This is a genomic window from Plastoroseomonas arctica, assembly GCF_018128965.1.
Classification (GTDB): domain Bacteria; phylum Pseudomonadota; class Alphaproteobacteria; order Acetobacterales; family Acetobacteraceae; genus Plastoroseomonas; species Plastoroseomonas arctica.
Map to the genome: position 1 here is coordinate 128,412 of NZ_JAAEDH010000002.1, position 23,060 is coordinate 151,471.

The following is a 23,060-nucleotide window of genomic DNA, read 5'->3' on the forward strand; positions in this document are numbered from 1 at the left end:
CCGGCTACCTGCGCGTCCCGATCAGCCGGTGGCGCAGCGCCGCACTCAGCCGGTCGATGATGCCGACGGTCACGATCATCAGGATGATGATGAAGGCCACCTCGTCCCAATGACGCACGCGGATGCGCTCGGCGATCTGCAGCCCGATGCCACCCGCGCCGACCACGCCCAGGATCGCCGCCGAGCGGGTGTTGCTCTCGAAGAAATACAGCGCGTGGGAGAGCATCAGCGGCGCCACCTGCGGCAGGATGCCAAAGCGCAGCGCAGCGAGCCGACCGCCGCCCGCCGCCGTCACGCCCTCCACCTGGCGCTTCTCTGCCGTCTCGATCGCCTCGGCATAGAGCTTTGCCAGCACCGCGATATCGGCGGTGAAGATCGCGAGCACGCCGGCGAGCGGCCCCAGGCCCACCGCGCGCACATAGGCCAGCGCCCAGATGAGCTGGTCCACGCCGCGCATGCCGTCGAAGACGCGGCGGACGGAGAAACGCAGCAGCGTCGCCGTCACCACGTTGCCCGCGCCGAGGAAGCCCAGCGGCACCGCGACCAGCGCGGCGCAGAAGGTGCCCAGGAATGCCATCGCCACGCTCTCGGCCATGCCCTCCAGGATCTCGACCCACTGCTCGCCCGGCGAAGGCGGCACCATCAGCCGCAGGATGACGCCCAGGCCCGACAGCCCGTTCCAGATGCGCTCGGGCGTGATGCCGAGCCACCAGAAGGACCCCGCGACCCAGGCGAGGAACACCGCCCCACCCGCATAGCGCAGCGCGCGGCCCATCGGCGTCGGCCCGAAGGCCCGCGGATAGCGCGCGCGCCAGGCGGCGATGTCACTCGTGCCGCTCATGCCATGCCCGCCACGCGGCGGCGCAGCCGCTCCGACAGCACGTCGATGCACACGACGGCGAGGATGACGAGGAGGATGATGGCGCTGATCTCCTCGTAGTAGTTGAAGGAAATCACCTTGTAGAGCTCCTCGCCGATCCCGCCGGCACCCACGAAGCCGATGACGCTCGCCGAGCGGAGGTTCACTTCGAAGCGCAGCAGCGCGTAGGAAAGGATCGGGTTCAGCGCCAAGGGCAGCGCGCCGAAGCGGCAGCTCTCGAACCAGTTCGCACCGGCGGCGACCATGCCCTCGCGCGGGCCATTGTCGATGTTCTCGACCGCCTCCGCGCATTGCTTGCCCAGAGCACCCGCGCTGTGGATCGCGATCGCCAGCACACCCGCCAGCGGCCCCACGCCGAAGGCCCACACGAAGATCAGCGCATAGACGATGTCGGGCACCGTGCGCAGCGCCTCGAGGAACCGCCGCGACGCATGGAACACCAGCCGCGAGGGCGCGGTGTTGCTCGCGGCCAGGAACGCCATCGGTACGCCCATGATCGCGCCCAGCAAGGTCGCAATCGCGGCCATGTTCGCCGTCTGTGCCAGCAGCAGCGCCCAGTCATCCAGGCGGTAGAACCAGAAGGCGAGACTGCCCTCCGTGCCTGTTCCGGCGAAGAGGCTCGCCCAGCGCAGGTCCGGCAAAATCTTGGCGAAATACTCGCCGATCCGCGGCAGGCCAGCAGCGAGGCGCGACGGGTAAGCCTCGCTGACCCAGGCGGAGACGAACAGGCACACACTGACCACCGCAAGCGCGATCAGCGTGGCGCGGCGACGCGAACGGCGCGCAGACTGGAAAGCCTCCTCGCCGCGGATGATGGCGGGTTGGGCGGTGGCCCAGGCGGCACTCATGAGCAAGAAAGGCCGGGGAAAAGAATTTCCCCGGACCCCATTCTTTTATTTTTATCTATTGGTGCTGGCTGGGTGGGCAGCGCCGGCTCGGCGAGCTGGTGCAGGCCGCGAGGGCAGCGCCGGGACACTTCCATGGTGCTGGCCGCGCAGCCAGCAACTCTCCACCACTTGATGACCGACCACGCACCCATCACCAAAAACCCAAAAACAAAAGAAAGGGGGTCTGGGGGAAATTCTTTTCCCCCAGTCTTCATCCTCACGTACGCCGCCGACGCTCCGCCGCTTCCTCGCGCCGCAGGTCGACGATGAGCGAGAACATCGCATGCGTCGCCTCACGATACCCCGTGCCGCCGCCGCGCTCGATCTGCTGGTAGATCGTCGGATGCGTTTTGGGCAGCGCCAGGTGGAACAGCTTCATGTCTTCCTTGAACGCCGCCGGCAGCGCGGTGCGCACCGCGATCGGCCCGTTCGGGATCGGGTCCGAGGTCCAGATGATGCGGATGTCGTTCATGCTCAGCATGTTCTTGTCCACCATCGCGCGCAGGTTCCCGCGCGAGTAGCCCTGGGACACCTCGCCTTGGCCCGAAGCCCAGGTGACGGCGGCGTCGTACTGGCGCTGCAGCACCGCGACCACGCCCTGCTCATGCCCACCCGCGAAGCCGGTGCGCGAGAAGTAGGGGCCGCTTTCGGGGTTGATGCCCGCCCGGCGCAGCGCGAAGCGCGGGATCAGGTAGCCCGAGGTGGAGTTCGGGTCCGCCCAGGCGAGCGACTTGCCGCGCATCTGCTCGAGGCTGGTGATGCCGCTGTCGGCACGCGTCACCATTACAGAGACATAGGCGACCGAGCCGTCGTTTTCCTCGGGCACCAGGATCGGCTCGATGCCGCCATTGGTGTCGAGCCAGGCGCCGGCGTAGCCGGAGGCGCCGAGCGAGGCCATCTCGATCTGGGCCGCGGAATAGGCCTGCAGAACGCCGGCATAATCCGACGCCGGGAACAGGCGGACGGGGACGCGGAAGGTCTCTTCCAGCAGCTGGCGGTAGGCGCCGAAGCGGCCGAGGCGATCGGCCTCGTTCTCGCCGCCGAGCAGGCCGATGCGCAGCTGCGGGATCTGCGCCTTCCAGGCGCGCTCGCCGGCGGCGGGCATTTCGATGCCGGAGGCGTCGAGGGTACGGCGCTGCGCGAGCGCAAGGCCGGGCGTCAGCGCGGCGGCGCCAACGAGAGAGGCGAGGGTGCGGCGGGTCAGCATGAGTGTTGATCTCCTGGTGGTCAGGGGTGTTAGGCGACGAGGGCGGGTGTCTCGGCGCCTTCGTGGAATTCGTCTTCGGCGACGCCATAGACGTCGCGCACGCGCTCGGCGGTGAGCTCCGCGGGCGGGCCGTCGAACACGACGCGGCCAGCATCCATCGCGATGATGCGGTCGCAATAGCGCCGCGCCGTGTCGAGGTGATGAAGATTGACGATGACGGTCAGCCCATCCTCGCGGTTCACCCGCGCGAGCGCCTCCATCACCACCGTGGCGTTGCGCGGATCCAGGCTCGCGATCGGCTCGTCGGCCAGCATGATGCGCGGCTTCTGCATCAGGGCGCGCGCGATCGCGACGCGCTGCTGCTGCCCGCCCGAGAGCGTGTCGGCGCGCTGCAGGGCCTGCTCGGCCAGATCGAAGCGGTCGAGCGTCGCGAGCGCCTGGGCGCGTTCCTCGGCGGTGAAGCGCTTGAACAGGGAGGAGATGGTGGGCCGGTGATAAAGCCGGCCGAGGAGGACGTTGGTGAGGACGTCGAGACGCTGGACCAGGTTGAACTGCTGGAAGATCATCGCGCATTCGGCGCGCCAGCCGCGCAGCGCCCGGCCGCGCATGGCGGTCACGTCGCGCCCATCGGCGACGATGCGGCCCTCGGAGGGCTCGGTGAGACGGTTGATCATGCGCAGCAGGGTGGACTTGCCGGCGCCCGAGCGGCCGATCACGCCCACCATCTGGCCGGCGGGGATGGCAAGCGTCACGGCGCTCACGGCCGTGCGCGCACCGAACCGCCGCGTCAGCCCCTGAAGCTCCAGCATGCCAAGCCCCTTTTTGCAGTGCAGCGCATAGCGGAGACTGCATGACATTCAGATGACGGTTCCACGACAATCCGGTTGCTTGTCGAAGGGCAAGCCGGCGGGCCTGCGCCGCGCATCTGCCCTTGCCGGGCGCGGCGGGGACGCCATCTGGGCGCCATGGCCGACCTCATCGCTCTTTTTGCGCTCGCCGTGCTGTTCGGCGGCATGGTGTTCTTCGCCGCCATCCTGGCACCGCTGGTCTTCACGCGGCTGCCGGGCGAGGTCGCCGGCGGATTCATCCGCGCGGTCTTCCCGGTCTACTACCTGTTCGTGCTGATCAACGCGGCGCTGGCGGCGGTGGCCCTCGCCTTCGACCTGCCGATCGACGCGGCGGTGATGGCGGCGGTGGCGGCGCTGACGCTGTGGCTGCGCCAGGGCCTGATGCCGCGGATCAACCGGCTAAGCGACGCGGTGAAGGCGGGCGATGCGTCGGCCAAGCCTGGCTTCGACGCGGGGCACCGGCTCTCCGTGATCCTCAATATGGCGCAGATGCTGGTGGTGGCGGCCGTGCTGGCACGCTGGGCGCTGGTGTAGCCACGCGGCCCCGAACACCGGGCCTGCGCAGGCCACACGTCCGGCGCAGACACAGCCTTCGACTCAGGCCTGCTACCCCCGCAAGCTCGGCGCATTCGCGACGATCCGCCGCGCCATCCCCCGGTCGCGCGCGATCACCGCGGCGAACTGCGTGCTGTCGGAGATCTCGGGGTCGTTGCCGCTCGCGATCAGCCTCTCGCGCGTGACCGGGTCGCGGATCGCGTGGTGCAGGGCCTGGGTGAAGCGCTCCGTTGCCGCGCGCGGCGAACCTGTCGGCGCGAAGAACCCGATCCAGGAGGTGATGTCGTAGCCGGGGATGAATTCGCCCATCGACGGCACCTCGGGTGCCAAGGGGCGGCGCCGCGCGCTGGTCACCCCGATCAGGCGGGCGCGGCCGGCCTGCAGCGCGGGGATGAAGCTCGAATGGCTGATGACGGCCGCGTCGATCCGCCCCGCACCCACCTCGCGCGAGGCATCCGCGCCGCCGCGATAGGGCACGTGCTCGAGGCGGACATTGGCGCCCGACTGGATCAGCTCGCCCATGAAATGCCCGATATGCGCCACGCCGGGCGTGCCATAGGTGATCTCGCCGGGCCGTCGGCGCGCTTCGGCGAGGAAGCCCGCAAAGTCTTCGGCGGGAAAATTCTGGCGGACGCCGAGGAAGTAGGGCTGCGTCGTCGCCATCGCGACCGGGACGAAGGCCGCCTCGTAGTCGATGGCCAGGCTGCGGTTGACCATCGGCATGGTCACGAAGGTCGCACCCTCCATCAGCAGCGTGGTGCCGTCCGCGGCGGCCGAGGCGACCGCGGCGGCCGCAATCGCACCCGAGGCGCCGGTGCGGTTTTCCACGATCACCGCCTGGCCGAGATGCTCGGCGATCTTGGGCTGCAGCGTGCGCACCACGGTGTCGCCGACGCCGCCGGCGGAATAGGGCACCACCAGCCGCACCGGCCGGTCCGGCCAATTGCCCTGCGCGAGGGCGGGGCGCGCGAGGGAGGCGCCGGCAGTGGCAAGGATGGCCGCACGTCGCGTGATGCCGGTCATGGTGTGTTTCCCTCCGCCCTGTCTTGACCGCCGCCCTTGCCGGGCGTGCGATGGGCACTGACGGTGCGGTCGCGGCGCGCGCGCCGTCAAGGCAGGGCTCCGCGGGAGGAATACGCGCATGGCGCGGACATTGTTCGACAAGATCTTCGACCCGCATGTGGTGGCCGACCTCGGCGAGGGCTGGTCGCTGCTGCACATCGACCGCGTGCTGCTGCACGATCTCTCCGGCGCCCGAGCGCTGCGCGAGGTGGGCGAGGCCGGCCATGCGGTGGCGCGGCCGGACCTGGTCTTTGCCACCCCCGACCACGCGGTCTCCTCCGCCCCCGGCCGCACCTCGGAGACTTTTGCGGGCGGCGCCGGCCTGGTCGCCGGCCTGCGCCAGCGCGCGGCGGAGACGGGCGTGCGGCTGTTCGACCTGGGCCAGGACGGCCAGGGCATCGTGCACGTGATGGGGCCGGAGCTGGGCATCGTGCTGCCGGGCACGACGCTCGTCTGCGGCGATAGCCACACCTGCACCAATGGCGGCATGGGCGCGCTGGCCTTCGGGATCGGGGCGTCGGAGCTCGGCCATGTGCTGGCGACGCAGACGCTGCGCATCCAGAAGCCCAAGCGCATGCGCATCCGCTTCGAGGGCAGCGCACCCCCGGGTGTGACGCCGAAGGACATGATCCTCGCCGCCATAGGGCGTTACGGCACCGCGGCGGGCACCGGGCATGCGGTGGAATATGCCGGTGCCGCGGTGCGCGCGCTGTCGGTGGAGGGGCGGCTGACGCTGTGCAATCTGTCGATCGAGATGGGCGCGCGGATGGGGTTCGTGGCCCCCGACGAGACCACCTTCGCCTGGCTCAAGGGCCGTCGCTTCGCGCCCACCGGCGCCGATTGGGACGCCGCCGTCTCCTATTGGCGAGGCCTGCCCAGCGACCCCGGCGCGGTGTTCGAGGTGGACCACGTCATCGACATGGCCGACCTGGCGCCGCAGATCACCTGGGGCACCAGCCCCGAACAGGTGGTGGCGGTGGGTGGGCGCGTGCCGAGCCCCAGCGACGCGCCGGACGCCAGCAAGGCCGCCGCCTGGCAGGCCGCGCTGGACTACATGGGCCTCACGGCCGGCGCGGCGATCGCGGGCACGAAGGTCGACTGGGTCTTCATCGGCAGCTGCACCAATTCGCGCATCGAGGACCTACGCGCCGCGGCCGCCATCGCGCGCGGGAAGCGCGTGGCGAGCCACGTCACCGCCTGGGTCGTCGCCGGCTCCGAACGCGTCAAGCGCGACGCCGAGGCCGAGGGGCTCGACCAGATCTTCCGCGATGCCGGCTTCGCCTGGCGCGAGCCCGGCTGCGCGCTTTGCGTCGCCGCCAACGGAGAGGCGGTGCCGAGCGGGGCGCGCTGCGTCTCCACCTCCAACCGAAACTTCGTCGGCCGTCAGGGCAAGGGCGCGCGCACGCATCTGGCGAGTCCCGCCATGGCGGCGGCGGCGGCCATCGCGGGCGCCATCGTCGACGTGCGGGAGGTCGCGTGATGCAGAAATTCGAACCCGTTGAGGGTGTGGCCGCTCCCATGCTGCGCGCCAATGTCGACACCGACCTGATCATCCGCATCGAGCGCCTGGTCGGCACCGGGCGCACCGGGCTTGGACAACATGCCTTCGAACAGCTGCGCGCGGACCCCGATTTCATCCTCAACAAGCCAGCCTACGCGAACAGCCCGATCCTGCTGGCAGGTCCCAATTTCGGCTGCGGGAGTTCGCGCGAAGGCGCGGTCTGGGCGCTGATGGGGGCGGGCATCGCCTGCGTGATCGCGCCCTCCTTCGGCGACATCTTCTTCGCCAATTGCTTCCAGAACGGCCTGCTGCCCGTGGTGCTGCCCGAGGCCGAGATCCGCGCGCTCGCGCGCGAGACCGAGGACAGCCAGGGGGTGGGGCGCACCCGCGTGGACCTCGCGCGCCAGGTGGTGGTCACACCCTCCGGACGGGAGGTGCCTTTCGCCGTGGATGCGCGGCGGCGCGAGGCGATGCTGGAAGGGCTCGACGACGTCGCCCTCACCCTCAAGCGGCAGGCGGAGATCCTGGACTGGCAGGCGCGCGACCGGGGGGCACGGCCCTGGGCCTGGAACAGCGTGGCGGCGGACACATCACCGGGAGCGCGATGACCAAGGCTTGCACCCGGCACCGGTGAGGCTTCACCGGTGATTTCTTCCGAGCGAGTGGAATACGCGATGGATGGCTATGTGCAGTACTCCCCCGCCGAGCGCGTGGTCGACGCGACGATCCACGCGGTGGCGATCGCGGCCGCGCTGGTGGGGTTCGTCGCCCTCGCCTGGCAGATGCCCTGGCCACCGGAAGGGCGCATCGTCGCCGCGCTCGCCGTCTACGCCGTAGGGCTGCTGGCGATGCTGGTGTCCTCGGCCGCCTACAACGCGGTCCGCGGCGGCCCGGCCAAGGCGGTGCTGCGCCGCGTCGACCATGCCGCGATCTTCGTGATGATCGCCGGCACCTATACGCCGATGATGGTGCTCGGCCTCGGCGGCGGGATGGGGTTTGGCATGCTCGGCGCGGTCTGGGCCGGCGCACTCGGCGGGGCAGTGCTGACGGTGGCGCTTGGGCCGCGCTTCGAGCGCTTCGCGATCGCCGCCTACCTGGCACTGGGCTGGTGCGGCTTCCTGCTGATCGGGCGCCTGTGGGACGTGCTGACGACCGCGGCCTTCGCGCTGCTGCTGAGCGGAGGCGTGCTCTATTCGGTAGGCGTCGTCGCGCATACGGCGCACCGGATGCGCTTCCACAACGCGCTGTGGCACGCGATGGTGATGGCCGGCGCGGCGTGCCATTTCGTGGTTGTGCTGCTGCTGGTGCGCGCCGCGCGGGGCTGAACCATTTGCCTCTCGCGCGGATTGGCGCAGACTGCGCGCCGCCAATCCAGGGAGTGAATCACATGGGCAACATGGCGCCGAACTACGGGACCGAATGGCCCTCCATCCAGGACCAGGTGAGTGCCGAGGAATGGCAGGCGCGGCTCGACCTCGCGGCCTGCTACCGCCTGGTCGATGCCTTCGGCATGCAGGACATGATCTACAACCACATCACCCTGCGTATCCCCGGCACCGACCATCTGCTCATCAACCTCTATGGGCTGCTGTACCGCGAGATCACCGCGACATCGCTCGCCAAGATCGACGTCGAGGGCAACATCCTGTGGAAGCCCGATACCGATTATGGGATCAACAAATCCGGCTACGTGATCCATGGCGCGATCCACAAGGCGCGCGAGGATGTGGCGGCCGTAATCCACACCCATACCCGCGCCGGGATGGCGGTGGCGTCGATGGAGTGTGGCCTTCTGCCGCTGACGCAGACCTCGATGCGCTTCGTGGGTCATCTCGGTACCCACGCCTATGAGGGGCCAGCGGTGGACCTTTCGGAGCGCGAGCGGATCGTCGCGGACCTTGGCGAACATGACGCGCTGATCATGAAGAACCACGGGCTGCTGACCTGCGGGGCGACGGTCCAGCAGGCGTTCAACACGATGTACCAGCTGGAACTCGCCTGCCGCGCGCAGGTGGATGCGATGGTGGGCGGGACGCTGTCGGTGCCTTCGAAGGAGATCCTTGAAGGCACGGCCCATCTGTACCAGCCCGGTGTGCGGCGGCCTTATGGCGTGCTGGAATGGCACGCGCTGCTGCGGCTGCTGGCCGCCGAGCAGCGCAATTCGGGGTATCCGCCCTATTGGGTCTAGGCGGTCACAGCCCCGCCCCTTCGAGCCGCAAAATCGCGCGCGCCGTGGCCTGCGCGCGCGGCACGATGGAATCCAGTTCCAGATATTCCTCCGGACTGTGGGCCTTGCCACCGACCGGCCCGACCGAGCAGATCGTCGGCGCGCCCATCGCGCTGGTAAATCCGCTATCGGCGCAGCCGCCGGAGAACTCGCCGGTGATGCTCAGCCCGGATTCCGCCGCCGCCGACTTGTAGAGGTCGAACACCCGCGCGCCCGAGGGCGTCTGGTTCAGCGGCAGGAACTCGCCCTTGATGGTCAGTGTCGCGCGCGTGCCGGGCACGCTCGCGCGGCCCACGATGTCGTGGATGCGCCCCATGATCTCGTCGCGATCCGCGGGCTCGATGTACCGCAAGTCGATCTGCAGCTGCGCGTGGGGTGCGACGGTGTTCACGCTCTGCCCGCCGCTCACCAGGCCCACGTTCAGCGTCACGCTGCGCGCCAGGTCGGTCAGTGCATGGATCGCAATGATCTTGTGCGCCATCTCGCCGATGGCGCTGATGCCAGCCTCAAAATTGCCGCCCGAATGCGCGGCCTTGCCCTCGATGTCGACGACGCTGAACACCCCGCCCTTGCGCCCCGTCACCACGCCGCCATTGGCGCGCCCGGGTTCCGAGTTGAACACCACCCGCGCGCCGCGCGCCTCGGCCTCGATCACCGGCCGGCCTTCGGGGCTGCCGATCTCCTCGTCGCCGGTGAACAGGCCCACCAGCGGCCCTGGCGCGCCGCCGAATTTCTGGAAGGCCGCGAGGATGAACATGTTCATCACGATGCCCGCCTTCATGTCGGCCACACCCGGGCCATAGGCGATGTTGCCCTCGATGCGGAACGGGCGGCGGGTGGGTTCGCCCTTGGGAAAGACCGTATCGCGATGGCCCATCAGCACGATGTTCTTCTGCCGGTTGCCCGCGTGCATCTCCCCGCCCGTGACCGTGGCGCGGATGCAGTCGCCATGGATGCGCTGGGGCAGCGTCTCTACCGGAATGCCGTGGGTGGCCATGAAGGCCTTCACCTGTTCGCCCGTGGCGTCGACACCTGGCTTGTCGTAGCTGCCGCCATCGGTGTTCACCATGGTGGCGATGGCGTCGATCATCGCGTTGCGCTGCTCGGCGAGCCAGGTGGTGATGGCGGTCTCGGTGCTCATGGGGGGCCTCTCTTTCAGAACAGAGCCTCGCACCAAGCCGGGCGCAGGAAAAGCCGCGCGCTGAGTGGGTGACGAAAGCCCGCGGGCGGTACGGTGGGGATGTACCTCGCCCCTCAGTCCCGCGCCTCCGGGTCATCCTCCGGCGCCGGCTCCGCCGGGATCGCGTAATCGCCTGACAACCACTTGCCCAGGTCCCGCTGCGCGCAGCGCGTCGAGCAGAAGGGGCGGGATTCCTCAGTCGGAGGCTTGCCGCAGATCGGACAGCGGCGCAGGCGTTCGGGTGTGCTCATGCAGCCTACTTTACCACGGCCACCCGCAAGGCGTTGGTGCTGCCCGGTGTTCCGAAGGGAACGCCGGCGGTCACCACCACTTCCTCGCCCGACTTGCAGAATCCCTCCGCCTGCGCGGCGCGGCAGGCGCGCGCCACCATCTCCGTCATCGAGTGGATCTCCGAGACCACCAGCGGATGCACGCCCCAGATCACCGCCATCCGCCGCGCCGTCGCCTCGCTCGGGGTCAGGCCCAGGATCGGCGAGGCCGGTCGCTCGCGCGCCACGCGCAGCGTGGTGGACCCGGTCGAGGAAAACGTCGCGATCGCCTCCGCCCCGATCGTATCCGCCACCTGGCGTGCCGCCGTCGCGATCGCGCCGGAGGAGGAATGCTCCGGCGCCGGCCGCCGCGCATCGGTCTGCGCGCGCCAGTCGCTATCCTGCTCCACCCTGGCGATGATGCGGTCCATCATGTTCACCGCCTCATAGGGAAACTGCCCGGCCGCGGTCTCGGCCGAGAGCATCACCGCATCCGCACCGTCGAACACCGCGGTGGCCACGTCGGACGCCTCGGCCCGCGTGGGCGAGGGCGCGGTGATCATGCTCTCCAGCATCTGTGTCGCGACCACCACCGGCTTGCCCAGCGCGCGCGCCGCACGCACGATGCGCTTCTGGATCAGCGGCACTTCCTCGGGCGGGCACTCCACGCCGAGGTCGCCGCGCGCCACCATCACGCAATCCGTCAGCGCCAGGATCGCGTCGAGGTTCTCGACCGCTTGCGGCTTCTCCATCTTCACCATGATCCAGGCGCGCCCGGCGGCGATCGCCTTCGCCTCGGCCACATCCTCGGGCCGCTGCACGAAGGACAGCCCGATGTACTCGATGCCGAGGTCGAGCACGAAGGCCAGGTCGATGCGGTCCTTCTCGGTCAGCGCCGGGATCGGCAGGATCACGTCCGGCACGTTCACGCCCTTGCGGTCCGACAGCGGGCCACCGACCAGGATTTCGGTCTCCAGGTGATCAGGGCGCTTGTGCGTGACGCGCAGCCGCAGCTTGCCATCGTCAAGCAGCAGCGAGGTGCCGATCTGCGCCGCCTCGATGATCTCGGGGTGGGGCAACTGCACGCGAAGCGCGTCGCCCGGCGTAGGGTTCAGGTCGAGCCGGAACGTCTTGCCTGTCTGCAGATGCACCCGCCCGCCGCCGAAGCGCCCCACCCGCAGCTTCGGCCCCTGCACATCGGCGAGGATGCCGATCGGGCGGCCGACCTTGGTCTCGACCTCGCGGATCATCAGGATGCGCGCCGCATGATCCTCATGCGATCCATGCGAGAAATTCAGACGAAACACATCCGCGCCGGCGCGAAACAAACGCTCGATGATCTCGACCGTCGCGGATGACGGCCCCAGCGTCGCGATCATCTTCGTCCGCCGATGCCGGCGCAGCGCGATGCGATGGGTCAGCCGCTCCGCCGGCCGCGGGCCGGGAACGGCCGCCGCGAGCATGGCGGCCTCCGGCGCCAGGTCGGGCCGGACCTCCTCCGGCGCCAAGGCCAGGATACGGGCAACCTCGACCACCCGGTCATCCGGGACCCGCCGCCACTGCGACACGGCCGCGGTCGATATGCCGAGGCCCTGCGCAATGCGGGTCACCGCACCACGCTGGGACAGAATAGTCTCGAGAGATGGATCGCGCATGGCTGATCCTTATTCGAATTAAGCAAAAATGCGAGTGACATTTTTTGTTCTTATCAAAAGTAAGCAATCCACCTTACGCATCTATCACCACATAATCGCCCTCCACCATCACAGGGAAACGCTCGGCGACAAACGGCCCCTCCTGCAACGCCGCCCCCCTCTCCACCGCCACCGGAAAACTCCGCACCTTCATCCGCCGCGGATCGAACCACGACTTTCCCGTCCGAATATCGAACTCCCACGCATGCCACGGACACCGCACCATCTCCCCCCGGCGCCCATAAACATACTCACCCGGCCCTGGACTCTCGACATGCCCGGTCACCACCCCCGCACACAACGATCCACCCTGATGCGGACACCGATCCAACAACGCAAAAAACTCGCCGCCCAAATTGAACACCACAATCCGCCGGCCCGAGACCTCCACCAACCGCCGCCCCCCCGGCGCGATCTCGCCCACCGGGGCGACAACATGCCGCGCCATCTATGGGGTCCTGAGCGGAGTGGAGAAGAAAGCAAGGCTGGGGGCGCTGCCCCCTGAGCCCCACCAGGATCGTGTCGATCCTGGACCTCCATCTGCTGGTTCCTGGGATGGGTAGGTTGGGTATTTCGCCGTAGGCGAGCCGGGATGGGGAGAGGGGCGCGTGGAGCACCAACCATCAGGCAAGCCCCCGCGACGCGCCCCTCTCCCCATCCCGGCACCTTCAGATGAAAACCCCAACCCTACCAAACCCAAGGACCAACACATGCAGGGGCCCGGGGATCGGCGCGATCCCCGGCGGGAGTTTGAGGGCAGCGCCCTCAACCTTGCTTTCTCCGCCACCCCTTCAGAACCCATACAAGGCGCGCGCATTGCCGCCCCAGATGGCTCGGCGGGTGGGCAGGGGGATGACGGCCGGCAGGGCGTGGCGGGGGTCGTCGAAGTCCCAGTGGGGGTAGTCGGAGGCGAACAGGATTTTGTCGGGGCCGATCCAGTCGATGGTGTCGAGCAGGTGTTCGGGCCGTTCGGGGTCCTCCATGGGTTGGGTGGAGACCCAGATGTGGTCGCGGATGGTGTCGGAAGGTTTGCGCTTGAGGTGTGGGACTTCGGATCTGAGGGTGTGCCAGTGCCGGTCGAGGCGCCAGCCGAGCGCGGGGAGCCAGCCCCAGCCACATTCGATGAGGACGACGCGGAGCTTGGGGAAGGCTTCGAAGACGCCTTCGACGACCAGGCTGGTGACCTGGGGTTGGCAGGAGTTGGCGTGTTCGGAAACTTCCTCGATGTAGAAGCTGGGCCAGCCGCCATTGGTCATGGGCCAGCCGGAGTAGCCGAAGGCGTGGAAGGCGACGGGAAGGTTGGCCTCCTGCGCGGCTTCGTAGATGGGCCAGTAGCGGTGCTTGCCGGCGGGTTCGGCGGTGCGGCTCATCATCAGGACCTGGGCGAAGCCGGGGTCTTGGGCGCGGTTGCGGATTTCGGCGGCGGAGGCAGGTCCGTCCTCGTAGGGGACGACGATGGAGGCGTGGAGGCGCGGTTCGGGGCGCACCCAGGTTTCGATCTGCCAGTCGTTCACGGCACTGGCCATGGCGACGGAGAAGGCGTTGTTCTGGTCGCCCTGGCCGGAGGGCTGGAGCGGGTTGAGCAGCCCGTGGTCGATGCCGTGGTGGTCGAGCAGCTGCGATTGCAGGAAGCCGAGGTCCGAGGCGGGGGTGCCGCCTGGTGGCCAGGCGTCGCGGCGGGAGGCGAGCGGCTGGGCCTTCGGGAAGGGCGGCTGGCCACCCGTAAAACCATGGCGGGCGCGGATGCCGTAGGTGTTGAGGTACTCCCACCAGCGCGTCGACAGGTACGGCTTGTAGGCGGCGAGCGAGTGCGGCCGCGGATGGATATCGACATCGATGAGGCCGTGGATCGCCTGCGGCGGGCGGCCGGGTGCGATGGCGGGTGCGATGGCGGGTGCGATGACGTTCATGCGGCGGCCCCTTCCAAAATGCTGGTGCGGATGCGGTCATAGGTGGCGAGCGGGTTGTCCCAGCGCAGTTTGGCGTGCAGCGCCTCGGGCAGGCCAGGATGGGTGTGCTGGTCGCCTTCGAACTGCATATGCGGGAAGTCACTGGCCCAGAGCAGCATGTATTCGGAGCCGATCTGGTCGATGATGCGGGCGACGATGCCGGCATCCTCGGGCGCATCGAGCGGCTGAACGGACAGGCGCACCTGGTCGCGGATGATCTCGGCGGGCGGGCGATCCACCCAGGGGATCTCGAACCGCACGCCCTTCCAGGTTTTTTGCAAGCGCCAGAGGAAGGCGGGCAGCCAGGTGACGCCGGATTCCAGCAGCACGACCTTCAGCGTTGGGAACTTGCTGAACACACCCTCGGTCAGCAGGGACGCCAGCGTAGAGGAAAATCCCTGCGCCTGGGCGACGTAATCCTCGAGATACCAGGACGGCCAGCCAACCGAGGTGACCGGGTTGCGGTAGCTGCTGCCGGCATGGATCGCGAGCGGCAGGTTGTGGCGCAGACAGGCTTCCCAGATTGGCCAGTTCTGCCGGCGGCCGAGCGGCGTCTCGCCCATGGCGAGCACCAGCACCTGCACGAAGCGCGGGTCAGGCGCGAGCCGCTCGATCTCGGCGACGCAGGCGTCGACGGATTGCAGCGGCAGCACGATGGAAGCGCGCAGGCGCGCATCGCGGTCCAGCCACTCGGCGCGCGTCCAGTCGTTCAGCGCGCTGGTGAAGGCTGTGGCCATGTCCACGTTGAGCAGCAGCTGGATGCCGGCGAGCGGATTGAGGATGCCGATGCGCGTGCCCCAGCGGTCGAGCGCCTGCGCGGCCAGCGCCTCCGCACCGCGCGGGGGCATGCCGTCCGCGCCGCGCCAATCCGCGCGCACGCTGAGCGGCGCCTTAATCGGGTAGGACTGGCTGTCGAGCTGGGTCATGCCGCGCTCGACGATCTGGTCGCGCCAGAAATCGTCGAGGTAGGGCGAAAGTGCGGCGAGCCCCGGCAGCCAGGGGTGGATGTCGCAGTCAATGGCGTCCACCGCCATGGTTCCTCCGCGTTTTGCGGAAGGCTAGACCCGGGCCGGCGCGCTGGCCAGCAGCGGGGCTTGCGCCAGACCCGGCTTCGCGCTTTCTCCACTGAAACACCCGGAGAGATACGCACCATGAGCCAGACCATGCAGGCCGCCGTCGTCACCGAGAACGGCGTCGTGATCAAGACGGTGCCGATCCCCGCGCTAGGGGCGGAGCAGGTGCTGGTCCGCGTCCGCGCGGCGGGGCTGAACCGCGCGGACCTCGGCGTCGCGGCCGGGCATGCGCATGGCGCGATGGGTGGTGCGGGCACCATCATGGGTATCGAGTTCGCGGGCGAGGTCGCCGCTGTCGGCGCCGGCGTCACGCAGGTGAAGCCGGGCGATCGGGTGATGTGCTCGGGTGCCGGCGCCTATGCCGAATATGCGCTGGCCGATATGGGCCGCGTGGTGCCGGTGCCGGACCGCAACCTGTCCTGGGAACAGGCCGCGACGCTCACGGTCGCGCTCTCCACGATGCATGACGCGGTGGTGACCAATGGACGTCTCGTGGCGGGCGAGGCGGTGATGGTCCTGGGTGCGTCGTCGGGCGTGGGCCTGGTGGCGATGCAGATCGCGAAGCATCTCGGCGCCGGGCTGGTTATCGGCACCTCGACCAATGCCGAGCGCCGCGCGCGGCTCAAGGAATTCGGCGCCGACCTGGCGGTTGATACCTCCGTCGAGGGCTGGTCGAAGCAGGTGCTGGAGGCCACGGGCGGCAAGGGCGTGGCGCTGGTGGTGGACCAGGTCTCGGCGGCCACCATCAACGAGGCGATGTTGGCAACGGCGATCCTCGGCCGCATCGTCAATGTCGGGCGGCTCGGCGGCAACAAGGGCAGCTTCAACTTCGACCTGCATGCGACGCGCCGCATCGCCTATATCGGCGTGACGCACCGCACCCGCAGTGTCGAGGAAGTGCGCGAGGAATTCCGCGTCATGCGCCGCGACCTGTGGGACGCGGTCGAGGCGGGTGCCTTCTCGCTGCCCATCGACAAGGTGTTCCCGCTGGCGCAGGCGCCCGAGGCGCTGGAGCACATGAAGGCCAACCAGCATTTCGGGAAGATCGTGCTGGCCACCTGACCTTAGTCGGCGGTCGCGCCCGCGGCGCGGATGATCGGGATCCATAGCGCAAGCTGCTCGTCCCAGAACCGGCCGAGGGAGGCGCCGTCGCCCCCGACCGGATCGACGCCCACCTGGACCAGCCGCTCGCGGATCGTGGGTTGCGCGACCGCCGCCATCGCCGCCTGTTCGAGGCGCGCGACGATGGCGGGTGGGGTGTTCTGCGTCGCGTAGATCGCGTGCCAGTTATAGGTTTCGTAGCCCGGCAGGCCCGCTTCGGTGGCCGTCGGCACATCGGGCAGCGCCGGGCTTCGCTCGCGCGTGGTCAAGGCGAGTGCGCGTAGCTGCCCGCCCTGCACCAGGCCAAGCACGCCGGCCATGGTATCGACCATCATGTCCGCATTCCCCGCGGCGACGTCCTGCAGGGCCGGCCCCGAGCCACGATAGGGCACGTGCAGCGCGCGCGCGCCGATCAGGTTGAGCAGAAGGTGCGACGAGAGGTGCGTGATGGTGCCGTTGCCGGAGGATGCGTAGGAGTATCGGTCGGGATTGGCGCGCAGCAGCGCGACGAGTTCGGTAAGATTGCGCGCCGGTAGCGCCGCACGCACCAGCACGACATTCGGCACGACGCCCACCAGCGACACGGGTACGAAGGCGCGCCGGACGTCGAAGGACAGGTTGCGGTAGAGGCCCGAATTCAGCACCGCCGACGACAATGTGTGGAAGACGAAGGTGTAGCCATCCGCAGGCGCGGCGAGTGCGGCCTCCGAGCCGATGACGCCACCCGAGCCGCCGCGGTTCTCGACCGTCACGGGCTGGCCCATCTGGTCGCCCATGCCGCGTGCCATCAGGCGCGCGACAACATCCGCGGCACCGCCCGCGGCGAAGGGCACGATCATGCGCAGAGGCCGCGAGGGGAAGGCGGGCGCCTGCGCGAATGCCGGAAGCGCGAGCAACGCCGCACCCAATCCCATCATCACGGCTCGTCGCATTCCACGCCCTCCATCTTTGCAGCGGAGCCTAACCGTGCACACCATGGCGCGAAAGGGCGGAGGAAACGCAATGCAGAGGGTCGTCGATGCAGCCTTGCGCGCGCAGGTCGCCGAAGAGCTGCCCGAAGCGGCCGACATCCGCGACGCCACGTTGCGCGCGAGCGTCATCGAAGCCTGGGCGCTCGCACTCACGCGCTCCTCCTACGCGTCGATCCGCGACATTCCGCCGTCGGGCAATCCGGGCTCGATGACGCTGATCAAGGGCGACCAGACCGATCATATCCGCGGCGTCACGCGCCTCGCGATGCGCATGGCCGACGAGATGGCCGCGACCAATCCGGGCATCGCGCTGTCGCGCGACATCGTCATCGCCGGTGGCCTTTGCCACGATGTCGGCAAGCCCTGGGAGTTCGATCCCGAAAACCGCGCGCGGTGGGAAGCGGCACCGCGCGCGGCCGGCCTGCCGTCCATCCGCCACCCTGCCTATGGCGTGCATCTCTGCCTGACGGCCGGGCTTCCGGAGGAGGTCGCGCACATCGCCGGCGCACACAGCGGCGAGGGCGAGCTGCTCATCCGCAGCCTCGAATGCACGATCGTTCATCTGGCCGACATCGGCTACTGGACCATGGCCCTTGCGGGCGGGTTGATCCGCCCCGAGACCGTCGGCGCGAAGTATCGCCGCCCCCTCACTCTCTGACAGGAAGAACCACCATGGCAGCCCCTCCCTCGACGCGTCGCGACCGCATCAATCCGGATTTTCCCAAGCTCGTGTCGATGACCCACGAGTATGTCTATGGCGATCTGTGGGAGCGCCCGGAACTGTCCAAGCGCGACCGCAGCGTGGTGACGATCGCGGCCCTCGTCGCCCTCGGCTGGCAGGACCAGCTCAACAGCCATATCGGGCGCGGCCTCGCGAACGGTCTCTCGCGCGAGGAGATCGCGGAGATCATCACGCACCTGTCGATGTATGCCGGCTGGCCCGCGGCCATGACCGCGTCGCACGTCGCCGTCGATGTCTTCGAAGCCGCCGACAAGAAGGGCTGAGCGCATGAAGATCGGGTTCATCGGCCTGGGCACCATGGGCGCCTTCATGGCGACCAATCTGCAGAAGTCGCAGCACAAGCTCATCGTCACCGACATCAACCCCGCCGCCGCCGCCGCGCATCTCGAGCGCGGCGCGGAGTGGGCCGCGACACCGCGTGAGATCGCGGCCGCCTGCGACGTGGTCTTCACCTCCCTGCCCGGCCCGAACGAGGTCGAGGCGGTGGTGTTCGGAGAGAATGGGCTGCTCGCCGGCGCGCATGCGGGGATGGCGTATTTCGACCTGTCCACGAACAGCCAGACGATGATGCGGCGCGTGCACGCGGCCCTCGCCGAGAAGGGCGCGCATGGCTTTGACGCGCCGGTCTCAGGCGGTCCGGTGGGTGCGGAGTCCGGCAAGCTCGCAATCTGGGTCGGCGGCGACAAGGCGGTGTATGACCAGCACAAGCCGATCCTCGACGCGATCGGCGACCAGGCCGCCTATATCGGCCCGATCGGCACCGCGACGGTCGCGAAGCTGGTGCACAACATGGCCGGCTACGCCGTGCAGACGGTCATGGCGGAGGTCTTCACCATGGGCGTGAAGGCGGGGATGGACCCGCTCGATCTGTGGAAGGCGGTGCGCCAGGGCGCGCTGGGGCGGCGGCGGATGTTCGACCGCATCGCGGACCAGTACCTGATCGACAAGTATGATCCGCCGTCCTTCTCGCTGAAGCTCGCGCACAAGGATGTCACGCTGGCGACGTCGCTGGGGCGCGAACTCGGCGTGCCGATGCGCTTCTGCCAGCTCACGCTCGAGGAGATGAACGAGGCGCTGAACCGCGGCTGGGGGCACCGGGATTCCCGCGTGACGATGACGCTGCAGAGCGAGCGCGCGGGGGTCTCGATGGGCTGCGACCCGGCGGCGATCAAGGCGATCCTTGCGGCCGACAAGGGATGACCCCTCTGCTGCGTGCGCCGGGGCAGATCGGTCCGCATCGGCTGAAGAACCGCCTGATCATGGCGCCGATGGGGACGAACTTCGGCACCTCCGACGGGCTCTCCACCGAACGCGACCGCGCCTACTACGCGCTGCGCGCCGAGGGCGGCGTCGCCGCTATCGTCACCGAGGCAATGGCCGTGTCCGAGGGCGGGCGCGCGCACAACAACTCCCTGTGGATCTACCATGACCGCTTCATCCCTGGCTTGGCGCGACTGGTGGACAGCATTCGTCGGCATGATTGCCTGAGCATCGGCCAGCTCAACCATCGCGGCGCGCTGCTGCGCCGCCTGGTGCTGAACATGGAGCCGGTCGGGCCGTCGCCCTGGCACAACCCCAACACCGGCGATGCGGTGCGCGCGCTGGAGCGCGACGAGATCACCGCCATCCAGCGCGACTTCGTCACCGCCGCGCGTCGCCTATACCAGGCCGGCTATGACGCGGTGGAACTGCATGCCGCCAATGGCTACCTGTTCCAGCAATTCCTGACGCCACGCATCAACAAGCGCACCGACGAATACGGCGGCAGCATCGAAAATCGCGCCCGGCTGCTGCTGGAGACCGTTCATCGCATCAAGGACGCGCTGCCGGATTTCGCCTTGTGGGTGCGCATTTCCTGCACCGAGTATTGCGAGGACGGCTACCCGATCGAGGACATGGTCGCGGTGGCGAAGATGCTGGAGGCGGCTGGCGTGGTCGCGCTCGACCTTTCCGGCGGCACCAATGAAAGTCCGGAGCTATCGCGCTTCTGCATCCAGCCGCCCTCGATGCCGCGCCGCACGCTGGAGCAACACGCCCGGCCGATCACCGAGGCCGTCGGCATCCCCACCATCCTCGCCGGCCGCATCATCGCGCCGGAGGATGGCGAGGCGGTGCTGGCCAATGGCAGCGCGGACTTCATCTCGCTCGGCCGAGCGCTGACCGCCGACGCCTTCTGGCCGCGCAAGGCGTTCGGCGATATCGCGACGCCGATCCGCGCCTGCATCTCCTGCAACGTCTGTTTCGAGCGGCTGACACTGGAGCGCGACGTTTCCTGCGTTACCAACCCGATGCTGGGCACCGAGTTCGAAGAACTGCATCGCGCCGAACCGCAGCTGGCGCCGGATCGCGCGACGCCGCGCCGCATCCTGATCCTCGGCGCCGGCATGGCGGGGATGGAGGCGGCGCGCATGGCGGCCGCGCGCGGCCATGATGTCGAGGTTTGGGAAAAGTCGGACCGCCCCGGCGGGCAGATCCACCTGGCCGTCGCCGCCCCGGACAAGGAGGAGGTGCGCCCCGCCTGGAGCTGGCGCCACGACCAGGCACTCGCACTCGGCGCCCGAGTGCGCTGCGGCGTAGCGGCAACGGCCGCGTCGATGCGCGACCACCGCCCCGACCACATCCTGGTCGCGACCGGCGCGCGCCCGCGACCGCTGGCGCTTGATGGCGCGACGCCGCTGCAGGCGTGGGACGTGATCGCCGAGCCGGGACTTGTCCCGAAGGGTGCGCGCGTCGCGGTCATCGGCGGCGGCATCGTCGGCCTCGAAGTCGCCGAGATCCTCACCTTGCGCGGCCGCCGCGTCACAATCCTGGAGGCGCAGAAGACCCTCGCCCCGCAGATGGCGCGCAACAACCGCACCGACCTGATGCTGCGCCTGCGCGTCGCCGGCACCGCGTTCCATACCAGCGCGACGGCGTCGCGCGTCGAAGGCACTGTCCTGCACTTCAGCGAAGCCGGCGCGCCACGCACGACCGAAGTGGATGCCGTCGTGGCCGCGATCGGCGCCGTGCCCGATCGCGCGGTGCTGGCCGAGGTCGAAGCCACCGCGATCCCCTTCACACTGATCGGCGATGCCAACCAGCCCGGCGATTTCCTCTCCGTCCTCCGCGATGCTTCCATGACCGCCCTCGCCCTCGACGAAAGGCTACCCGCATGACGCCGGAATACTCGGTCTACGCGCTCCGCTACGCGATGCGCGACGCGATGCGTCACGAGCACTTCATCGGTGGCGACCCGCATGACGCCCCGATGCCGATGGACTACTTCGTCTGGGCCGCCGTCGCCGATGGCCGCGCCTTCATCCTCGACACCGGCTTTACCGCGGAGGTGGCCGCGCGGCGCAAGCGTACCTGGCTTCGCTGCCCGGTCGAGAGCCTGCGCCTGCTCGACATCGAGCCCGACACGGTGGACGACGTCATCATCTCCCACCTGCACTACGACCATGTCGGCAGCTTCCACAAATTCGCCCGCGCGCGCTTCCATCTGCAGGAGCCGGAGATGCACTACGCGACCGGCCGCTACATGAAGCACGAGAAGCTGCGCCACTCCTTCGAGGTCGAGGACGTGGTCGGCATCGTGCGCATGAATTATGCGGAGCGCGTCGTCTTCCACAATGGCGACGCGACGATCGCGCCGGGCATCACGCTGCACGCAGTGGGCGGGCATTCGGCCGGGCTGCAATGCGTCACCGTGAACACCGCTCGTGGCACGGTGGTGCTGGCCTCCGACGTTACGCATTTCTATGAGAACATGGACAGCGGCCGCCCCTTCACCACCGCCTTCCATGTCGGCGACATGCTCGAGGGCTTCGACCGGCTGCGCGCCCTCGCGCCCAGCCCGAAGCACATCGTGCCCGGCCATGATCCGGCGGTGATGGCGCGCTACCCCGCCGTCCCCGGCCTCGAAGGCATCGCCGTGCAGCTGCACCTGGAGCCCAACGCATGAAGCGCCGCGCCCTCCTTGCCGCGCCACTCCTTGCGACGCCGGCGCTGGCGCAGTCCCGCGCCATCCGCATCCTGGTGCCCTTCCCGCCCGGCGGTGCCGCCGACATCACCGCGCGTCTGCTGGCCGAACAGATGGCTCCGATGCTCGGCCAGCCGGTGGTGATCGAGAACCGTCCCGGCGCCGGCGGCAACATCGCGGCCGAGGCGACCGCGCGCGCGGCACCCGACGGCCTGACGCTGTTTCTCGGCGGTGCGACCATCTTCTGCGCGAACCGCTACCTCTATCGCGGCGCGATGCCCTTCGACAGCATGCGCGACTTCGCCCACATCTCGCGCGTCTCGGTCGGCACCACGCTGCTGGTCACGCGCGCCGACCGCCCCTGGCAGAATTTTTCCCAGATGGCGCAGGCCGCGCGCGAGGCGCCGCGCACGATCAGCGCGGGAAATTCCGGCTGGGGCACGATCAGCAACCTCTCCATCGCCAAGATGGGCCGCGCCGCGGGGTTCGAGGTGAACCAGATCCCCTATCGCGGCCTCGCGCCCTCGCTGAACGACCTGATCGCCGGCACGCTGGACCTGATCTTCGACGGCATTCCCGCCATCATCCCGCATGTGCGCGAAGGTCGGCTGCGCGCGCTCGGCGTCGGCAGCGCGCAGCGCGTGACCTACGTGCCAGGTCTCGAATCGGTCCCCGGCATGGCCGAGCTCATCCCCGGCACCGACATGGACATGGAGTTCTGGTACTGCCTGTCCGCCCCCGCCGCGACGCCGGGCGAGATGATCGCACGCCTGCACCAGGCCATCGTGGCGGCGGCAAGCAGCCCCGCCTACGCGGAACGGCTGCGCCCACTCGGCTTCAACGCCGTTACGGACGCGTCGCCGGCGGCGCTGACCGAGTTCATCCGCGTCCAGGATGCGGTGTGGAAGGGGCTGGTCGAGGTGTCTGGCGTGCGGCTCGACTGAACGGCTCGC

At 68.9% G+C, this 23,060-nt stretch carries 24 protein-coding genes; 12 read left to right on the forward strand and 12 right to left on the reverse strand.

Annotation, left to right across the window (positions count from 1 at the left end):
• Window positions 1–4 precede the first annotated feature (4 nt).
• From phnE (GXW79_RS02775) to phnC, 4 genes are all read right to left on the reverse strand, one after another.
• Window positions 5–841 (reverse strand): phosphonate ABC transporter, permease protein PhnE, encoded by an 837-nt coding sequence (gene phnE, locus GXW79_RS02775; RefSeq protein WP_211872699.1) that lies wholly within the window; start codon window positions 839–841, stop codon window positions 5–7.
• Window positions 838–1,728 (reverse strand): phosphonate ABC transporter, permease protein PhnE, encoded by an 891-nt coding sequence (gene phnE, locus GXW79_RS02780; RefSeq protein WP_211872700.1) that lies wholly within the window; start codon window positions 1,726–1,728, stop codon window positions 838–840. The genes phnE (GXW79_RS02775) and phnE (GXW79_RS02780) overlap by 4 nt, the downstream gene beginning before the upstream one ends.
• A 256-nt stretch (window positions 1,729–1,984) precedes the next feature.
• Complete coding sequence (phnD, locus tag GXW79_RS02785; protein ID WP_211872701.1) at window positions 1,985–2,974, reverse strand: phosphate/phosphite/phosphonate ABC transporter substrate-binding protein; 990 nt, start codon at window positions 2,972–2,974, stop codon at window positions 1,985–1,987.
• A gap of 29 nt (window positions 2,975–3,003) precedes the next feature.
• Entirely contained in the window at window positions 3,004–3,783 is a 780-nt protein-coding gene (gene phnC / locus GXW79_RS02790) for a phosphonate ABC transporter ATP-binding protein (protein ID WP_211872702.1), read from the reverse strand.
• Window positions 3,784–3,939: 156 nt separating this feature from the next.
• On the opposite strand from phnC, the gene GXW79_RS02795 reads away from it, so the two are divergent.
• Window positions 3,940–4,356 carry a DUF4149 domain-containing protein gene (locus tag GXW79_RS02795; RefSeq protein ID WP_211872703.1) on the forward strand — a complete coding sequence of 139 codons (417 nt, stop codon included), beginning with the start codon at window positions 3,940–3,942 and terminating at the stop codon, window positions 4,354–4,356.
• Window positions 4,357–4,428: 72 nt separating this feature from the next.
• On the opposite strand, the gene GXW79_RS02800 is transcribed toward GXW79_RS02795, so the two are convergent.
• Window positions 4,429–5,400, reverse strand: a complete 972-nt coding sequence (locus GXW79_RS02800; protein WP_211872704.1) for a Bug family tripartite tricarboxylate transporter substrate binding protein — start codon at window positions 5,398–5,400, stop codon at window positions 4,429–4,431.
• A gap of 118 nt (window positions 5,401–5,518) precedes the next feature.
• On the opposite strand from GXW79_RS02800, the gene leuC reads away from it, so the two are divergent.
• The 4 genes from leuC (at window position 5,519) to GXW79_RS02820 (ending at window position 9,128) form a co-directional block, all read left to right on the forward strand.
• Window positions 5,519–6,919 (forward strand): 3-isopropylmalate dehydratase large subunit, encoded by a 1,401-nt coding sequence (gene leuC, locus GXW79_RS02805; protein WP_211872705.1) that lies wholly within the window; start codon window positions 5,519–5,521, stop codon window positions 6,917–6,919.
• Window positions 6,919–7,548 (forward strand): 3-isopropylmalate dehydratase small subunit, encoded by a 630-nt coding sequence (leuD, locus tag GXW79_RS02810; RefSeq protein WP_211872706.1) that lies wholly within the window; start codon window positions 6,919–6,921, stop codon window positions 7,546–7,548. Before leuC ends, leuD begins: the two co-directional genes overlap by 1 nt.
• A gap of 66 nt (window positions 7,549–7,614) precedes the next feature.
• Entirely contained in the window at window positions 7,615–8,265 is a 651-nt protein-coding gene (gene trhA / locus GXW79_RS02815) for a PAQR family membrane homeostasis protein TrhA (protein ID WP_211872707.1), read from the forward strand.
• A gap of 62 nt (window positions 8,266–8,327) precedes the next feature.
• Complete coding sequence (locus GXW79_RS02820; protein ID WP_246503658.1) at window positions 8,328–9,128, forward strand: class II aldolase/adducin family protein; 801 nt, start codon at window positions 8,328–8,330, stop codon at window positions 9,126–9,128.
• A gap of 4 nt (window positions 9,129–9,132) precedes the next feature.
• Here the strand turns inward: GXW79_RS02820 and GXW79_RS02825 are convergent, their stop codons facing one another.
• The 6 genes from GXW79_RS02825 to GXW79_RS02850 form a co-directional block, all read right to left on the reverse strand.
• Window positions 9,133–10,308 carry a M20 family metallopeptidase gene (locus GXW79_RS02825; RefSeq protein WP_211872708.1) on the reverse strand — a complete coding sequence of 392 codons (1,176 nt, stop codon included), beginning with the start codon at window positions 10,306–10,308 and terminating at the stop codon, window positions 9,133–9,135.
• Window positions 10,309–10,421: 113 nt separating this feature from the next.
• Window positions 10,422–10,598 (reverse strand): DNA gyrase inhibitor YacG, encoded by a 177-nt coding sequence (locus tag GXW79_RS02830; RefSeq protein ID WP_211872709.1) that lies wholly within the window; start codon window positions 10,596–10,598, stop codon window positions 10,422–10,424.
• A gap of 5 nt (window positions 10,599–10,603) precedes the next feature.
• Entirely contained in the window at window positions 10,604–12,079 is a 1,476-nt protein-coding gene (pyk, locus tag GXW79_RS02835; RefSeq protein WP_211873062.1) for a pyruvate kinase, read from the reverse strand.
• 265 nt (window positions 12,080–12,344) lie between these two features.
• On the reverse strand, window positions 12,345–12,758 hold the full coding sequence (locus GXW79_RS02840) for a Rieske (2Fe-2S) protein (RefSeq protein ID WP_211872710.1): 414 nt from the start codon (window positions 12,756–12,758) through the stop codon (window positions 12,345–12,347).
• Window positions 12,759–13,101: 343 nt separating this feature from the next.
• Window positions 13,102–14,220, reverse strand: coding sequence for an amidohydrolase family protein (locus GXW79_RS02845; protein WP_211872711.1), 1,119 nt, complete (start codon window positions 14,218–14,220; stop codon window positions 13,102–13,104).
• Window positions 14,217–15,287 carry an amidohydrolase family protein gene (locus tag GXW79_RS02850; RefSeq protein ID WP_211872712.1) on the reverse strand — a complete coding sequence of 357 codons (1,071 nt, stop codon included), beginning with the start codon at window positions 15,285–15,287 and terminating at the stop codon, window positions 14,217–14,219. The genes GXW79_RS02845 and GXW79_RS02850 overlap by 4 nt, the downstream gene beginning before the upstream one ends.
• A gap of 123 nt (window positions 15,288–15,410) precedes the next feature.
• Here GXW79_RS02850 and GXW79_RS02855 point away from each other — a divergent pair, with 123 nt between their 5' ends.
• Window positions 15,411–16,394: a zinc-binding dehydrogenase gene (locus GXW79_RS02855; protein ID WP_211872713.1), complete on the forward strand. Its 984-nt coding sequence runs from the start codon at window positions 15,411–15,413 to the stop codon at window positions 16,392–16,394.
• Between the two features lie 2 nt (window positions 16,395–16,396).
• On the opposite strand, the gene GXW79_RS02860 is transcribed toward GXW79_RS02855, so the two are convergent.
• On the reverse strand, window positions 16,397–17,365 hold the full coding sequence (locus GXW79_RS02860) for a Bug family tripartite tricarboxylate transporter substrate binding protein (protein WP_211872714.1): 969 nt from the start codon (window positions 17,363–17,365) through the stop codon (window positions 16,397–16,399).
• Window positions 17,366–17,435: 70 nt separating this feature from the next.
• Here GXW79_RS02860 and GXW79_RS02865 point away from each other — a divergent pair, with 70 nt between their 5' ends.
• Genes GXW79_RS02865 through GXW79_RS02890 form a run of 6 tightly spaced genes read left to right on the forward strand, consistent with a single transcriptional unit; the run spans window position 17,436 to window position 23,051 of the window.
• Window positions 17,436–18,062, forward strand: a complete 627-nt coding sequence (locus tag GXW79_RS02865) for an HD domain-containing protein (protein ID WP_246503660.1) — start codon at window positions 17,436–17,438, stop codon at window positions 18,060–18,062.
• Window positions 18,063–18,076: 14 nt separating this feature from the next.
• On the forward strand, window positions 18,077–18,409 hold the full coding sequence (locus GXW79_RS02870; RefSeq protein ID WP_211872715.1) for a carboxymuconolactone decarboxylase family protein: 333 nt from the start codon (window positions 18,077–18,079) through the stop codon (window positions 18,407–18,409).
• Window positions 18,410–18,413: 4 nt separating this feature from the next.
• Window positions 18,414–19,346 carry an NAD(P)-dependent oxidoreductase gene (locus GXW79_RS02875; RefSeq protein WP_211872716.1) on the forward strand — a complete coding sequence of 311 codons (933 nt, stop codon included), beginning with the start codon at window positions 18,414–18,416 and terminating at the stop codon, window positions 19,344–19,346.
• A complete protein-coding gene (locus GXW79_RS02880) occupies window positions 19,343–21,301 on the forward strand; it encodes an oxidoreductase (protein WP_211872717.1) in 1,959 nt (652 codons plus the stop codon). Before GXW79_RS02875 ends, GXW79_RS02880 begins: the two co-directional genes overlap by 4 nt.
• Window positions 21,298–22,089, forward strand: coding sequence for an N-acyl homoserine lactonase family protein (locus GXW79_RS02885; RefSeq protein WP_211872718.1), 792 nt, complete (start codon window positions 21,298–21,300; stop codon window positions 22,087–22,089). Before GXW79_RS02880 ends, GXW79_RS02885 begins: the two co-directional genes overlap by 4 nt.
• Entirely contained in the window at window positions 22,086–23,051 is a 966-nt protein-coding gene (locus GXW79_RS02890; protein ID WP_211872719.1) for a Bug family tripartite tricarboxylate transporter substrate binding protein, read from the forward strand. Before GXW79_RS02885 ends, GXW79_RS02890 begins: the two co-directional genes overlap by 4 nt.
• Window positions 23,052–23,060: the final 9 nt, after the last annotated feature.